This window comes from Streptomyces yangpuensis, from assembly GCF_024666385.1.
Classification (GTDB): Bacteria; Actinomycetota; Actinomycetes; order Streptomycetales; family Streptomycetaceae; genus Streptomyces; species Streptomyces yangpuensis.
Window position 1 is genome coordinate 5,252,376 of sequence record NZ_CP102514.1, and the last position, 14,306, is coordinate 5,266,681.

At 71.0% G+C, this 14,306-nt stretch carries 11 protein-coding genes; 8 read left to right on the top strand and 3 right to left on the bottom strand.

The window, feature by feature from the left end:
- Positions 1–113 precede the first annotated feature (113 nt).
- From NRK68_RS24190 to NRK68_RS24210, 5 genes are all read left to right on the top strand, one after another.
- Entirely contained in the window at positions 114–2,000 is a 1,887-nt protein-coding gene (locus NRK68_RS24190; protein ID WP_183068568.1) for an acetolactate synthase large subunit, read from the top strand.
- A 31-nt stretch (positions 2,001–2,031) separates the two neighbouring features.
- Positions 2,032–2,556: an acetolactate synthase small subunit gene (gene ilvN, locus NRK68_RS24195; RefSeq protein ID WP_030027475.1), complete on the top strand. Its 525-nt coding sequence runs from the start codon at positions 2,032–2,034 to the stop codon at positions 2,554–2,556.
- 157 nt (positions 2,557–2,713) lie between these two features.
- Entirely contained in the window at positions 2,714–3,715 is a 1,002-nt protein-coding gene (ilvC, locus tag NRK68_RS24200; RefSeq protein ID WP_030664757.1) for a ketol-acid reductoisomerase, read from the top strand.
- Positions 3,716–4,025: 310 nt separating this feature from the next.
- Positions 4,026–5,615 carry a phosphoglycerate dehydrogenase gene (serA, locus tag NRK68_RS24205; protein WP_183068569.1) on the top strand — a complete coding sequence of 530 codons (1,590 nt, stop codon included), beginning with the start codon at positions 4,026–4,028 and terminating at the stop codon, positions 5,613–5,615.
- A gap of 165 nt (positions 5,616–5,780) precedes the next feature.
- On the top strand, positions 5,781–6,359 hold the full coding sequence (locus tag NRK68_RS24210) for a TetR/AcrR family transcriptional regulator (RefSeq protein ID WP_257856689.1): 579 nt from the start codon (positions 5,781–5,783) through the stop codon (positions 6,357–6,359).
- Between the two features lie 48 nt (positions 6,360–6,407).
- Here NRK68_RS24210 and NRK68_RS24215 read toward each other — a convergent pair whose 3' ends face one another.
- Complete coding sequence (locus tag NRK68_RS24215; RefSeq protein WP_257856690.1) at positions 6,408–7,931, bottom strand: PucR family transcriptional regulator; 1,524 nt, start codon at positions 7,929–7,931, stop codon at positions 6,408–6,410.
- A 159-nt stretch (positions 7,932–8,090) separates the two neighbouring features.
- Here NRK68_RS24215 and NRK68_RS24220 point away from each other — a divergent pair, with 159 nt between their 5' ends.
- Positions 8,091–9,017 carry a proline dehydrogenase family protein gene (locus tag NRK68_RS24220; RefSeq protein ID WP_046776264.1) on the top strand — a complete coding sequence of 309 codons (927 nt, stop codon included), beginning with the start codon at positions 8,091–8,093 and terminating at the stop codon, positions 9,015–9,017.
- 32 nt (positions 9,018–9,049) lie between these two features.
- Positions 9,050–10,681, top strand: coding sequence for an L-glutamate gamma-semialdehyde dehydrogenase (pruA, locus tag NRK68_RS24225; RefSeq protein WP_257856691.1), 1,632 nt, complete (start codon positions 9,050–9,052; stop codon positions 10,679–10,681).
- 104 nt (positions 10,682–10,785) lie between these two features.
- Here the strand turns inward: pruA and NRK68_RS24230 are convergent, their stop codons facing one another.
- Positions 10,786–11,487 (bottom strand): nitroreductase family protein, encoded by a 702-nt coding sequence (locus NRK68_RS24230; protein WP_183068574.1) that lies wholly within the window; start codon positions 11,485–11,487, stop codon positions 10,786–10,788.
- A 115-nt stretch (positions 11,488–11,602) separates the two neighbouring features.
- Between NRK68_RS24230 and NRK68_RS24235 the strand changes: the two genes are divergently transcribed.
- Positions 11,603–12,169, top strand: a complete 567-nt coding sequence (locus NRK68_RS24235) for a GNAT family N-acetyltransferase (protein WP_257856692.1) — start codon at positions 11,603–11,605, stop codon at positions 12,167–12,169.
- Between the two features lie 35 nt (positions 12,170–12,204).
- Here NRK68_RS24235 and NRK68_RS24240 read toward each other — a convergent pair whose 3' ends face one another.
- A complete protein-coding gene (locus NRK68_RS24240; protein WP_257856693.1) occupies positions 12,205–14,235 on the bottom strand; it encodes a phosphocholine-specific phospholipase C in 2,031 nt (676 codons plus the stop codon).
- Positions 14,236–14,306 lie beyond the last annotated feature (71 nt).

Consider the following 14,306-nt stretch of genomic DNA (forward strand, 5'->3'; position numbering starts at 1 on the left):
TCCCCGCTCAACACACCCGACGCGCTCCCCTCGCTTGCCTCCTGGCACGAGGGGTTTTTTGTTGCACTGGCACAGAGTCGAATCCGCGTAAAACCCTCAGCTTCGAGAAGAGAATGCCGATGACCGAGCAGGCCACCGGGGCCCACCATCCGCAGCCGCGGCCCCGTTCCGGCGGACAGCAGTCCGCCGCAGTTGAGCACGTCACGGGTGCGCAGTCCCTCATCCGCTCTCTCGAAGAGGTGGGGTGCGACACCGTCTTCGGGATTCCGGGAGGCGCCATCCTCCCCGCGTACGACCCGATGATGGACTCCAAGAAGGTCCGTCACATCCTGGTCCGCCACGAGCAGGGGGCCGGCCACGCCGCCACCGGCTACGCCCAGGCCACCGGCAAGGTCGGCGTCTGTATGGCCACGTCCGGCCCGGGCGCCACCAACCTGGTCACCCCGATCGCCGACGCGCACATGGACTCCGTCCCGCTCGTCGCGATCACCGGCCAGGTCTCCTCCAAGGCGATCGGCACCGACGCCTTCCAGGAGGCGGACATCGTCGGCATCACCATGCCGATCACCAAGCACAACTTCCTGGTCACCAAGGCCGAGGACATCCCGAGGACGATCGCCGAGGCGTTCCACATCGCCGCCACCGGCCGCCCGGGCCCGGTCCTCGTCGACATCGCCAAGGACGCCCTGCAGGCGAAGACCACCTTCGCGTGGCCGCCCTCCCAGGACCTCCCCGGCTACCGGCCGGTCACCAAGCCGCACGCCAAGCAGATCCGCGAGGCCGCCAAGCTCATCTGCCAGGCCAAGCGCCCGGTGCTGTACGTCGGCGGCGGCGTCATGAAGTCCGGCGCGACCGCCGAGCTGAAGGTCCTCGCCGAGCTGACCGGCGTCCCGGTCTGCACCACCCTGATGGCGCTGGGCTCCTTCCCCGACAGCCACCCGCTGCACGTCGGCATGCCCGGCATGCACGGCAGCGTCACCGGTGTCACCGCGCTCCAGAAGTCGGACCTGCTGATCGCGCTCGGCACCCGCTTCGACGACCGCGTCACCGGCAAGCTGGACAGCTTCGCCCCCTTCGCCAAGATCATCCACGCGGACATCGACCCGGCCGAGATCGGCAAGAACCGCGCCGTCGACGTCCCGATCGTCGGTGACGCCCGCGAGGTCATCGCCGACCTGATCCAGGCGGTCCAGGCCGAGCACACCGAGGGAAGCGCCGGCGACTACACCGCCTGGTGGAACGACCTCAACCGCTGGCGCGAGACCTACCCGCTGGGCTACGACCTGCCCGAGGACGGCAGCCTCTCGCCGCAGCAGGTCATCGAGCGGATCGGCGCGCTCGCGCCGAAGGGCACGGTCTTCGCGGCCGGTGTCGGCCAGCACCAGATGTGGGCCTCGCACTTCGTCAAGTACGAGGAGCCCCGCACCTGGCTGAACTCGGGCGGCGCCGGAACCATGGGCTACGCGGTCCCGGCCGCGATGGGCGCCAAGGTCGGCATGCCCGAGCGCACCGTCTGGGCGATCGACGGCGACGGCTGCTTCCAGATGACCAATCAGGAGCTGGTCACCTGCGCCCTGAACAACATCCCGATCAAGGTCGCGATCATCAACAACGGTGCGCTGGGCATGGTCCGCCAGTGGCAGACGCTGTTCTACAACCAGCGGTACTCCAACACCGTCCTGCACGCCGACGAGACCGGTCACGACACGGTCGGCTCCCAGCTCGGCGAGTCCATCGCGCCCCGCAAGGGCACGCGCGTCCCGGACTTCGTCAAGCTCTCCGAGGCCATGGGCTGCGTGGCGCTGCGCTGTGAGGACCCGGCCGACCTGGACAAGGTCATCGCCGAGGCCAACGCCATCAACGACCGCACCGTCGTCATCGACTTCATCGTCCACGAGGACGCCATGGTGTGGCCGATGGTCGCCGCCGGCACCTCCAACGACGAGGTCATGGCAGCCCGGGGCGTCCGTCCCGACTTCGGCGACAACGAAGACGACTGAGCCGAGAGAGCCGAGAGAGAGAACGCCTCACATGTCCAAGCACACGCTCTCCGTCCTGGTCGAGAACACGCCCGGCATCCTCGCCCGGATCGCCGCCCTGTTCTCCCGCCGCGGGTTCAACATCGACTCCCTCGCGGTCGGCGTCACCGAGCACCCCGACATCTCCCGCATCACCATCGTCGTCAACGTCGAGGACCTCCCGCTGGAGCAGGTGACCAAGCAGCTGAACAAGCTGGTCAACGTGCTCAAGATCGTCGAGCTGGAGCCGCACAACGCCATCGAGCGCGAACTCGTCCTGGTGAAGGTCCGCGCCGACAACGAAACCCGTTCGCAGATCGTCGAGATCGTCCAGCTGTTCCGCGCCAAGACGGTCGACGTCTCCCCGGAGGCCGTCACCATCGAGGCGACCGGCGGCTCCGACAAGCTCGGCGCCATGCTCAAGATGCTGGAGCCCTTCGGCATCAAGGAGCTCGTGCAGTCCGGCACGATCGCCATAGGGCGTGGCGGACGGTCCATCACGGACCGCAGCCTGCGCGCGCTCGACCGCAGCGCCTGACCCGTACCGGCGCGGCGGCCGAGGCCCGGCGCCCGCGGTACGACGCCCGCCCGGGCCGCCGCAGACACGCTCGGCCCGCATAGCGAGACCGACAGACTCAGATTCCGTTCCCCGCCGTACGGTGGGAGCAACACCAGCGCACCAAGGAGATATCCCAGTGGCCGAGCTGTTCTACGAGAACGACGCCGACCTGTCCATCATCCAGGGCCGCAAGGTCGCGGTCATCGGTTACGGCAGCCAGGGCCACGCCCACGCGCTGTCGCTCCGTGACTCCGGCGTCGACGTCGTCGTCGGCCTGAAGGAGGGCTCGAAGTCCAAGGCCAAGGCCGAGGAGCAGGGCCTGAAGGTCGTCCCCGTGGCCGAGGCCGCCGAATGGGCGAACGTCATCATGATCCTCACCCCGGACCCGCTGCAGGCCGAGATCTACGAGGAGTCCATCAAGGACCACCTCAAGGAGGGCGACGCGCTCTTCTTCGGCCACGGCTTCAACGTCCGCTACGGCTTCATCAAGCCCCCCACCAACGTGGACGTCGCCCTGGTCGCGCCGAAGGGCCCGGGCCACCTGGTCCGCCGCCAGTACGAGGAGGGCCGCGGCGTTCCGTGCATCGCCGCCGTCGAGCAGGACGCCACCGGCAAGGCCTTCGACCTGGCGCTCTCCTACGCGGCCGGCATCGGCGGCACCCGCGCCGGTGTCATCAAGACCACCTTCACCGAGGAGACCGAGACCGACCTGTTCGGTGAGCAGGCCGTCCTCTGCGGTGGTGCGTCCGCGCTGGTCAAGGCCGGTTTCGAGACCCTGACCGAGGCCGGCTACCAGCCGGAGATCGCCTACTTCGAGTGCCTGCACGAGCTGAAGCTCATCGTCGACCTCATGTACGAGGGCGGCCTGGAGAAGATGCGCTGGTCGGTCTCCGAGACCGCCGAGTGGGGCGACTACATCACCGGCCCGCGCGTCATCACCGACGCCACCAAGGCCGAGATGAAGAAGGTCCTGGAGGAGATCCAGAGCGGCAAGTTCGCCGAGGAGTGGATGGCCGAGTACAAGGCCGGTCTGCCGAAGTACAACGAGTACAAGAAGGCCGACTCCGAGCACCTGCTGGAGACCACCGGCAAGAAGCTGCGCAAGCTGATGAGCTGGGTCGACAACGACGAGAGCTGATCTCGTGGCGGCGGGGCCGGGACGGTGAGCGTCCCGGCCCCGCCGCACATCACGCGGCCGGGCGGCACCGGCCGCACCGGTGACCGGGGCGCCCGGGACCGGGCTCTCGCGGGCGTGGCTTGTCCACCCCGGCCAACCACGGAAGAGTGATCCTTCCGTACAGGCGGAAAACCGGTCCGCCCGCGCCACTACACTGCTCAACACATACGCGTCAGGCCCACAGTGTCGTGCGTCTTCCACGCGGCTACCCCCTCCACCGCCTGCGGCCGTCGGGACGGCCGTCCGCACTGGACTTGTGAGGATGACCCACGTGAGCTCGAAACCTGTCGTACTCATCGCCGAAGAGCTGTCGCCCGCCACGGTGGACGCGCTCGGTCCGGACTTCGAGATCCGGCACGTCAACGGAGCCGACCGCGCGGAGCTGCTGCCCGCCATCGTCGACGTCGACGCGATCCTCGTCCGCTCCGCGACGAAGGTCGACGCCGAGGCCATCGCCGCGGCGAAGAAGCTGAAGGTCGTCGCCCGCGCCGGCGTCGGTCTGGACAACGTCGACGTCTCCGCCGCCACCAAGGCCGGTGTGATGGTCGTCAACGCCCCGACCTCGAACATCGTGACCGCGGCCGAGCTCGCCTGCGGCCTGCTGGTCGCCACCGCCCGCAACATCCCGCAGGCGAACACCGCCCTGAAGAACGGCGAGTGGAAGCGGAACAAGTACACGGGCGTCGAGCTCAGCGAGAAGACCCTGGGCGTCGTCGGCCTCGGCCGCATCGGCGTCCTCGTCGCGCAGCGCATGTCGGCCTTCGGCATGAAGATCGTCGCGTACGACCCCTACGTGCAGCCCGCGCGCGCCGCCCAGATGGGCGTCAAGATGCTGACGCTGGACGAGCTCCTCGAGGTCGCCGACTTCATCACGGTGCACCTGCCCAAGACCCCCGAGACCATCGGTCTCATCGGCGACGAGGCCCTGCACAAGGTCAAGCCGTCCGTCCGCATCGTCAACGCCGCGCGCGGCGGCATCGTGGACGAGGCCGCCCTGTACTCGGCCATCAAGGAGGGCCGCGTCGCCGGCGCCGGCCTCGACGTGTACGCGAAGGAGCCCTGCACGGACTCCCCGCTCTTCGAGCTCGACCAGGTCGTCTGCACCCCGCACCTCGGCGCGTCCACGGACGAGGCCCAGGAGAAGGCCGGTGTCTCGGTCGCCAAGTCGGTGCGCCTCGCGCTCGCCGGTGAGCTCGTACCGGACGCGGTCAACGTCCAGGGCGGTGTCATCGCCGAGGACGTCCGTCCGGGCCTGCCGCTCGCCGAGAAGCTCGGCCGCATCTTCACCGCCCTCGCCGGCGAGGTCGCGGTCCGGCTCGACGTCGAGGTCTGCGGCGAGATCACCCAGCACGACGTCAAGGTGCTCGAACTCTCCGCGCTCAAGGGTGTCTTCGAGGACGTCGTCGACGAGACGGTCTCCTACGTCAACGCCCCGCTGTTCGCGCAGGAGCGCGGCGTCGAGGTGCGCCTGACCACCAGCTCGGAGTCCCCGGACCACCGCAACGTGGTGACCGTGCGCGGCACCCTGTCGGACGGTCAGGAGGTCTCGGTCTCCGGCACGCTCGCGGGCCCGAAGCACCTGCAGAAGATCGTGGGCATCGGCGAGTACGACGTGGACCTGGCGCTCGCCGACTACATGGTCGTCCTGCGCTACACCGACCGTCCCGGCGTGGTCGGCACCGTCGGCCGCGTCCTCGGCGAGGGCGGCCTGAACATCGCGGGCATGCAGGTCGCCCGTGCGGAGGAGCACGGCGAGGCCCTCGCGGTCCTCACCGTCGACGCCGAGGTGCCGGCGAACGTCCTCGCGGACATCGCCGCCGAGATCGGCGCCGCCTCGGCGCGCACCGTCAGCCTCGCCTGACGCCGCCACGGCAGTGCCACGAGGAAGGGCCCGGGGCAGACCCCGGGCCCTTCCGCGTCCCGCAGGGCGCGCCGCGCCGGGCCGCGTGCGTCGTGAAGGCTCGAATATGACGCTTGTATGGAACGGCCGTACGGGACCGCTGTCCAAGGCGGCTACGGTGAGGCCATGGGACACCGCGAAGATCTGCTGGAGGGCGCCAAGAAGTGCCTGGTGGAGAAGGGGTTCGTACGCACCACCGCGCGCGACGTCGTCAGCGCGTCGGGGACGAACCTGGCCTCCATCGGCTACCACTACGGCTCGAAGGACGCCCTGCTCAGCCAGGCCTTCATCGGGCTGATGGAGGAGTGGGGGGCGGTCTTCCAGGACGGCCTGGCCGGTGAGGACGGCTCGCTGGAACGCTTCCGGGCGCTCTGGGAAGGAGTCCTCGGGCAGCGCGAGAAGTCCGCGCCCGTCTGGGCGGCGAGCCTGGAGGTGGCGCTCGGCCGGGACAGGCGTCCCGAGCTGCGGGCCGTGCTCGCGGCCTCGCAGGCCGCGGGGCGCCGCGGGCTGGTCTCCCTGCTCACCGGTACCCCGGAGGACGAACTCGACGAGCGGGACGTGCGCACCCTGGGCTCCTTCTACCAGGCGCTGCTCAACGGCCTGATGGTGCAGTGGCTCTTCGACCCGGAGTCGGCCGCCACGGCCGAGGAGTTCACCGAGGGCATGCGCCGGGCCGCCGAGGCGGTGACCGGGGCGCAGGCGTAGCCCCGGAGAGGGCTCCCGGCGCAGCCGGTCCCGTCCCGGACGTGACCCTCAGGCCATACGGGAGGCCTTGAGGGCCATGTGCAACAGCAGGCGGTCCTCGCCCGCGTCGAGGTCGAGGCCGGTCAGCTGCTCCACGCGGCCGAGGCGGTAGTAGAGGGTCTGGCGGTGGATGCCGAGGGCCGCGGCGGCGCGGCCCGCCTGGCCGGCGCAGTCCAGGAACACCTCTGCGGTACGGGCGAGTTCGCGGTGGGCGGGCGCGAGCAGCGGCCGGGCCGCCGGATCGTCCACCGGGTCGGCGCCCAGGCTCGCCAGCAGCCGGTACGGCCCGATCCGCGACCACTGGGCGACCGGGCCGAGCCGGGGCTCGGCGACCGCCGCGCGGGCCGCGGCGACGGCCTGCTCCCAGGCGGCGGGCAGGTCGGCGAGCCCGCGGACGGGGTCGGCGACTCCCGCGGTCATCCGGTGCGGGCCGGCCGGGGAGGCGCCCCCCGGGCCCCAGGCCGCCCCCGGGGTGACTGCCCCGGGTGTGACCGCCCCGGGTCCGGCCGACGCGGGCCCGGCCGGCCCAGGTGCGGATGTCCCAGGTGAGGCCGTCGCGGACCGGGCCGCCCCCTGGCCGGCACTCGCGGACCGGGCCGGCCCCTGCCCGGACGTCGCCGAGCGGGCCGTCGCGGCGCCGGCCGGTCCGGCCGCCCCCGCCGCCTGCGCGGAGGCCCCGGCCGAGGTCCTGCCCGCCGCCCGGTTCTGCGGCCCGGCGCCGCCCGCACCCGAGACGGCGCCCACTGCGGCCGCCGTCGGTTCCGGCGGGCGCGGCAGCAGGCGTGCCACCGCCGTCAGCGCCGGCGCCAGCGCGTCCGTCGACCGCAGCCGCAGCAGCACGGCCAGGGCCGGGCCCGCCGCCCCGCCGGAACCGGGCGCCTCGCCCGGCTCGCCGGCCCCGCCGCCACGCCGGGGTACGACGCAGACCGCCGCGGCGCCCGGCACCGACGCCGGGGCCTCGCCGGACCACGGCGCCACGCAGACCGCCGCGTGCAGGCCGTCCCCGGCCGGGCCGAGGGCGGCCCGCAGTGCGGCCACCGCCATGTCCTGCTGCCACCCCCGCCCCGCCGTGAGGACCGCCTGGAACTCCCGCGACAGGTCCGCCCCCGCCTTCGCCTCCTCGGCGAGCAGCACCCCGATCCGCTGGGCCACCTCCATGGCCGCGTCCAGCGCCGCGGGGCCGGGGCCGGGCGTTCCGGGCTCCTGGTCGAGCAGCCACACGTACCCCTGCACGATGCCCCGGTAGCGCACGGGCAGGCAGATCCGGCCCCGGAACACCCCCGCGTCGGGCGCCGCCGGGATGCGGACGGGGCCGGTGGCGCGGGCGATGCCGAAGCCCTCGAACCAGGACCGCACGGCCGCTGTCGACTGCCGGGTCAGGATCGAGCGGGTGCGCACCGGGTCCATGGCGAGGTCGTCGTCGCTGTCGTGGGCACCGAAGGCGATGAGGCGGAAGTCCCGGTTCTCCAGGGTCGCCGGGGCGCCGAGCAGCGCCGAGATCTCGTCCACCAGGTCCTGGTAATCGCCCTTCACCCGGACATTCTCCCACCTCCGGCCCCGCTCTTCAGACAGATGTATGAGATCGCGGACACGGATGCGTGACAGCTGTCGATGGCAGAGGATCAAAGCGATCCTTAAGTTTCACGGTGGTTTTACTTGAGCTTTTCTTCTGCCACCCGCTGGAGGTGCCCCGTGCTGGGTCCCGTGATCCTCGCCGCTTCGCGCAGCGACAAGATGCGCCGTATCGTCTCTGCCGCCCCGGTGACCAAGCCCGTGGTGAACCGGTTCATCCCCGGCGAGACGGTCGATCAGGTCATCCCGATCGTCGAGGACCTCACGCGGGCCGGCCTCGAGGTCACCCTGGACGTCGTCGGTGAGGACATCACCGAGGTGGAGCAGTCCCACGCCGCCCGCGACGCCTACCTCCAGCTCATCGAGCGCCTCGCGGAGCTCGGCCTCGGCGAGAAGGCCGAGATGTCCGTGAAGCTGTCCATGTTCGGCCAGGCGCTGGAGGGCGGCCACGAGCTGGCGCTCGCCAACGTCCGCCCGGTCGTCGAGGCCGCCGCCGCCATCGGCACCACCGTGACGCTGGACGCCGAGGACCACACCACCCTCGACTCGATGTTCGCCATCCACGAGGAGCTGCGGAAGGACTTCCCGCAGACCGGCTGCGTGATCCAGGCCTACCTCTTCCGCACCGAGGCCGACGCCCGCCGGCTCGCCGCGAACGGCAGCCGCGTCCGGATCGTCAAGGGCGCCTACAAGGAGCCCGCCGAGGTCGCGTACCTGGACAAGGCGGAGATCGACAAGGCCTACGTCCGCATCCTGAAGATCCTGATGGACGGCGAGGGGTACCCGATGATCGGGTCCCACGATCCGCGTCTGATCGCCATCGGCCAGGAGCTCGCCCGCAAGGCCGGGCGCAAGCTGGACGAGTACGAATTCCAGATGCTGTACGGCATCCGCAGCGAGGAGCACCTGCGGCTCGCCGCCGAGGGTCACCGGATGCGCGTCTACACCGCGTACGGGACGGACTGGTACGGCTACTTCATGCGCCGCCTCGCGGAGAAGCCCGCCAACCTGCTCTTCTTCGTCCGCTCGATGATCACCAAGAACTAGCCAAGAACCAGGTCTAAGGAGTTATCAGCCCCATGGATGCTGTGACCCAGGTCCCCGCGCCGGTCAACGAGCCGGTCCACTCGTACGCCCCCGGGACCCCGGAGCGCACGCGGCTCGAGGCGCAGCTCAAGCTGCTCGCCGAGAACCCGGTCGACCTTCCGATGACGATCAACGGTGTCAAGCGGATGGGCGGCGGCGAGCGTTTCGACGTGGTCCAGCCGCACGACCACAAGTCGGTGCTCGGCACCTACGCGAACGCCACCCAGGCCGACGCCCAGGAGGCCATCGACGCCGCCCTGGCCGCCGCCCCGGCCTGGCGCGCGATGTCCTTCGACGACCGCGCCGCGATCATCCTGCGCGCCGCCGAGCTGCTGTCCGGCCCGTGGCGCGAGAAGCTCGCCGCCTCCACCATGCTGGGCCAGTCGAAGACCGCCCAGCAGGCGGAGATCGACACCCCGTGCGAGCTTGTCGACTTCTGGCGCTTCAACGTCCACTTCGCCCGCCAGATCCTGGCCGAGCAGCCGGTCGCGAACTCCGCAGGCGTGTGGAACCGCAGCGACCACCGCCCGCTCGAAGGCTTCGTCTACGCGATCACGCCGTTCAACTTCACGGCCATCGCCGGCAACCTGCCGACCGCTCCCGCCCTGATGGGCAACGTGGTCCTGTGGAAGCCGTCCCCGACGCAGACCCACTCCGCGGTCCTCCTGATGGAGCTCCTGGAGGAGGCCGGCCTGCCCAAGGGCGTCATCAACCTGGTGACGGGCGACGGCATCGCCGTGTCCGAGGTGGCCCTGAACCACCCGGAGCTCGCCGGTATCCACTTCACCGGCTCGACCAAGACCTTCCAGTACCTGTGGAAGACGGTCGGCAACAACATCGAGAAGTACAGGTCCTACCCGCGCCTGGTCGGCGAGACCGGCGGCAAGGACTTCGTCGTCGCGCACCCGTCCGCGGACCGCGCGATCCTGAAGACCGCCCTGACCCGCGGCTCCTTCGAGTTCCAGGGCCAGAAGTGCTCGGCGTCCTCGCGCGCCTACGTTCCGGCCTCCATCTGGAACGACGGCTTCAAGGAGGCCTTCGCGGCCGAGGTCGACGGCATCACCATGGGCCCGGTCACCGACCTGTCCAACTTCATCGGGGCCGTCATCGACGAGCGGTCCTTCGCGAAGAACAAGGCCGCGATCGACCGTGCCAAGGCCGACCCGACCTGCGAGATCGTCGCCGGTGGCAGCTACGACGACTCCGAGGGCTACTTCGTCCGCCCGACGGTCATCGTCTGCACCGACCCGGAGAACGAGGTCTTCACGACCGAGTACTTCGGCCCGATCCTGGCGATCCACGTCTACGAGGACGAGAACTACGACGCCATGCTGGCGCAGATGGAGTCCGTCTCGGCCTACGCCCTGACCGGCTCGATCATCGCCGCGGACCGCTACGCGGCGGCGGACGCGATGGAGAAGCTCCGCTTCGCGGCGGGCAACTTCTACATCAACGACAAGTCCACCGGCGCCGTCGTCGGCCAGCAGCCCTTCGGCGGCGGCCGCGCCTCCGGCACCAACGACAAGGCCGGCGCCGCGTCGAACCTGCTCCGCTGGACCTCGACCCGCTCCATCAAGGAGACCCTGGTCCCGCCGACCGAGTACGGCTACCCCCACATGGGCTGACCTCCGGCCCCTGCTGAACCCCGCCCCCGTTCCGGTACCCCCAAGTCCGGAGCGGGGGCGGTATCCATTTCCCCACCGGACCGGGATGCGGCGCGCGGAGGCCGTCACACCTCGACCATGACCTGGTCCAGGGACTTGCGGACCAGGTCCGGGACCTCGCAGTCGTCCGCCGGATAGCCGACCGGGACGACCGCGAAGGCCTTCTCGTTCGCCGGCCGGTCCAGGACGTGCCCCAGGAACCGCATCGGGCTCGGGGTGTGGATCAGGGCGGCGAGACCGCTCAGGTGCAGGGCGGACAGGAGCATGCCGACCGCGATGCCGACCGACTCGTCCACGTAGTAGTGCTTGCGCTTCGTACCGTCGGGGCCGAGCCAGTACCGCTGCTGGAACACCACGATCAGCGCGGGCGCGTCCGTCAGATGGGTCTTCACGGCGTCCGTGCCGAGCGGGCGCAGGGCCGCCAGCCATTCGTCGCCGAGGCGGCCGTCGTAGGAGAGCTCCTCCTCCTCTTCCGCGGCGGCGCGGATCTGCCGCCGCACGGCCGGGTCCTTGACCAGGACGAAGGTCCACGGCTGCTGGTGCGCCCCGGACGGCGCGGTGGCCGCGCAGGCGATGGCGTCCCGGACGACCTGCTCGGGCACCGGGTCGGCCGAGAAGTGGCGTACGGTCCGCCGCTCGTCCATCCGGGCCCGCAACTCGGCGGCCCGGGCCAGGGATTCGTGGTGCGGCATCCGCTCGGGCCGGTAGGAGGCGGGGCGGTACGGCTGGCCGTGGGTGGGGGTCCACCGCTGGGTATCGGGCGACATGGGGCGAGTCTGCCGAGATATTGGTCCAGACCGCTAGAGCCGCTTCGGCCGATGGCGGCCGGAGTGCGGCGTTCGGCGTCCGCAATGCGGTACCCGTCCTTGGTACGTTCGGGGGATGAGCGACCAGGACTTCGGAACCTGTCACACGGACACGCGGACCGCGCACACCTCGGAGCTGACCGCCGGTGAGCTCGGCGCGGTCCGGGCGCTGCTCGACGACGCCTTCGAGGGCGACTTCGCCGACGAGGACTTCGAGCACGCGCTCGGTGGGATGCACGTCCTGATCGGCGTGGACGGCCGGCTCGCCGCCCACGGCAGCGTCGTGCAGCGGCGGGTCGTGCACCGCGGGCACGCCCTGCGCACGGGGTATGTCGAGGCCGTTGCCGTACGGGCCGACCTGCGTCGGCGCGGTCTCGGCGGGCGGGTCATGGCCGGGCTGGAGCAGATCGTGGCCCGGGCCTACGTGTTGGGCGCGCTGTCGGCGTCGGAGGAGGGGGCCGGGCTCTACCTGGCCCGCGGCTGGTCGGTGTGGCCGGGCGAGGTGGGCGCGCTCTCGCCGGACGGGCCGGTACGGCTGCCCGAGGAGGAGGGCTCCACCTACGTCTGGGCGCCGCCCGGTGGAGCCCGGCCGGACCCCGCCGCGCGGCTCGAGTTCGACTGGCGCGACGGGGACGTCCTCTAAGGGCTGTCCCGTAGGGGCCGCCCCGGGAGCAGGGCCTACGACCCCGTGATGCTCGCCGAGCCCGTCTCGATGTGGCCCGTGTAGCGGCGCGACCAGGTGCCGTCGGAGTCGGCCAGGATCGTGAAGTCGTACCAGCCCTTGTGATAGGCCACCGCGTTGAAGAAGTCCTCGCGGGAGGAGTTCGCCGGGACGGTGTAGGTCCACGGGCCGTCCGAACGGTAGGCGTTGGAGCGGATGGTGAAGGTGACGGGGGAGGCGGAGGAGTTCGTCATCCTGAACCAGACCGCCGTCTTTCCGGTGCCCGGCTCCACGGCGTAGCGCGCCGCCACCTCGATGGCCCTGCCCGCCTTGGACGCGTCGCCGATGAAGCGGCGCAGGAAGCGGTTCGGGCCGTACATCGAGATGTCGTACCTGCCGGAGCCGTGGCCGAGCCCGATGTGGAAGTAGTCGGTCGACGTCGCGCCCGGGTCCACCGTGTACTGCCAGGCCGCCGTGTCCCGGTGCTGGTGCGGATGGATCGAGAAGTGCGCCGGGCGCTTGGCCCGGGGGCCCTGGTTGCTCATCGAGAACCAGGCCGTGATCTGGCCGGCGGCCCCGAACTCGAAACGGTCCAGGTTGCCGTTGACCTGGTACGGGAGGGCGCGCGCCGGGCGGGTGCCCGGCTCCTGCACCGGGAGGGCGTTGTCCTGCGGGACCGGATTGGGCAGCGGGGCGCAGGTCGCCTGGCCGATCACCCTGGCGGTCGACGGGAGGCCCGCGGGCACCCCGTACACGGGCCGGGTGAAGTCGAAGACGCCGGTCAGGTCGCCCACCACCCTGCGGCGCCAGGCGCTGATGTTGGGGCAGGCGGCGGGGGTGCCGAGGGCGGCCGTCCAGGTCTCCATGAAGCGGAGCACGGAGGTGTGGTCGAAGACCTCCGAGCTGACCCAGCCGCCGCGCGTCCACGGGGACATGACCAGCATCGGGACGCGGAAGCCGAGGCCGATCGGGATGCCGTCCAGGTACTCACCGGGGGTGCCGGGCGGGGCGACCGGAGGCGGTACGTGGTCGAAGAGGCCGTCGTTCTCGTCGTAGTTGAGGAACAGGACGGTGGAGTCGAAGACCTCCGGGTTCGCTGCCAGGGCGCGGTAGACCAGGTCGACGAAGTGCGCGCCGTCGCCGGGCGGGGCGTAGGGGTGTTCCGAGAAGGCCTCGTTCGCGACGACCCAGGACACCTGGGGCAGGGTGCCCGCGACGACGTCGGCGCGGATCGCGGCCGCGATGTCGTCCGGGGTGGAGCCGGTGACCCTGGGGACCGAGCCCATGCCCCGGTCCCACAGGGGGTTGCCGGGGGCGGCGTCGGTGAAGTTCTTGAAGTAGGCCAGGCCGTTGTCGCCGTAGTTGTCCTGGGCGTTCTGGTAGACCTTCCAGGTCATCCCGGCGCGCTGCAGGGCCTCCGCGTACGTCTCCCAGGTCAGCCCCGACTCGTCGCCGCCGTCCTTGCTGGCGGCGTCGATCTTCCCGCTCCACAGGAAGGTGCGGTTCGGGCCGGTGGCGCTGAGGGCGGAGCAGAAGTAGGCGTCGCAGATCGTGTAGTGGTCGGCGAGGGCGTAGTGGAAGGGGATGTCGCCGCGGTCCAGGTGGCCCAGGGTGCGGGTGTTGCCGACGCCCAGGACCCAGTTGTCCATCCGGCCCTTGTTCCACGCCGCGTGCTGCGAGGTCCAGCTGTGCGGGAGGTCGCCGCTGCACTGGGCCAGGGTCGCACCGTCCGCGCCGCCCGCCGGCGGGGTGGACGAGAGTTTCCACGGGTACTGCCGGCCACCCCAGTTGGGCTGGGCGAAGGTGCCCCAGCCGCCCGGGATGTTGCCTGCGGCACGGTCGCCGAAGCCGCGTACCCCCTTCAGCCGGCCGAAGTAGTGGTCGAAGCTGCGGTTCTCCTGCATCAGGATCACCACGTGCCTCACGTCGGTGATGGTGCCGCTCGCGGCGGCCGCGGCCGCCGACGAGGGCGCCGCGACGGGCAGCGCCGCACCCGCCATCAGCCCGGCGCCGATGCCCACGAAACCTCTGCGGCTGATCGGTGTCACTGGTCCCTCGCCTCCCACGGTGGTGCCCCGGTGGCACATCGACGGCAAGGGTGGCGGGGGTGGCCGTAAAG

Bases quoted from the DNA above. Each gene is read 5' to 3' on its own strand.
- NRK68_RS24190 (WP_183068568.1), top strand. From the start codon at position 114: ATGCCGATGACCGAGCAGGCCACCGGGGCCCACCATCCGCAGCCGCGG.
- ilvN (WP_030027475.1), top strand. From the start codon at position 2,032: ATGTCCAAGCACACGCTCTCCGTCCTGGTCGAGAACACGCCCGGCATC.
- NRK68_RS24210 (WP_257856689.1), top strand. From the start codon at position 5,781: ATGGGACACCGCGAAGATCTGCTGGAGGGCGCCAAGAAGTGCCTGGTG.
- pruA (WP_257856691.1), top strand. From the start codon at position 9,050: ATGGATGCTGTGACCCAGGTCCCCGCGCCGGTCAACGAGCCGGTCCAC.
- NRK68_RS24230 (WP_183068574.1), bottom strand. From the start codon at position 11,487: ATGTCGCCCGATACCCAGCGGTGGACCCCCACCCACGGCCAGCCGTAC.
- NRK68_RS24235 (WP_257856692.1), top strand. From the start codon at position 11,603: ATGAGCGACCAGGACTTCGGAACCTGTCACACGGACACGCGGACCGCG.